The following is a 491-nucleotide window of genomic DNA, read 5'->3' on the forward strand; positions in this document are numbered from 1 at the left end:
TCACTCTTTATATAATCACTTGCATCAGAGTATAAATTACCTTTTTCTTGCATAGCCATTCTTTGAGCTCTACTTGAAGAGCTTAGATAAAAGCTTTGCATAGAATTACCCATAATATTATCAATAAAGGTTGATCTTCTTGTTGTAGTAGATACTAAAGATCTAAAGGTTGCTCCTGATATAGAGGCATTAAGGTTAAAGCTTTGATAAATCTTTCCTGTTGTAGGATCATAGATTAAGTTTATATCTCCACTACCATTAGTTGTTACATTGCTTACATTACCTTTATCAATTCCACTAATAACATCACTTATATCATCAAGTCCTCCTAGATCAAGATTACCTTCATCTATAGTGATATTATCTGCACTTACATTGTCTTTATTATCTCCACCTACAACTATAGTGTCTAATTTGCCTGATTCATCTGAAGTAACAAGCCAGTCTTCTATGATTATGGCACCGCTTCCATTATTGGTTAAGTTATTACC

General features: G+C 32.6%; 1 pseudogene. It reads right to left on the minus strand.

Annotated features, from left to right (window positions below):
• Nucleotides 1-491: pseudogene (locus JG677_RS08565) on the minus strand (hypothetical protein); the annotation flags it as partial.

It is taken from the genome of Campylobacter sp. TTU-622 (assembly GCF_016598965.1).
Taxonomy (GTDB): Bacteria; Campylobacterota; Campylobacteria; order Campylobacterales; family Campylobacteraceae; genus Campylobacter_D.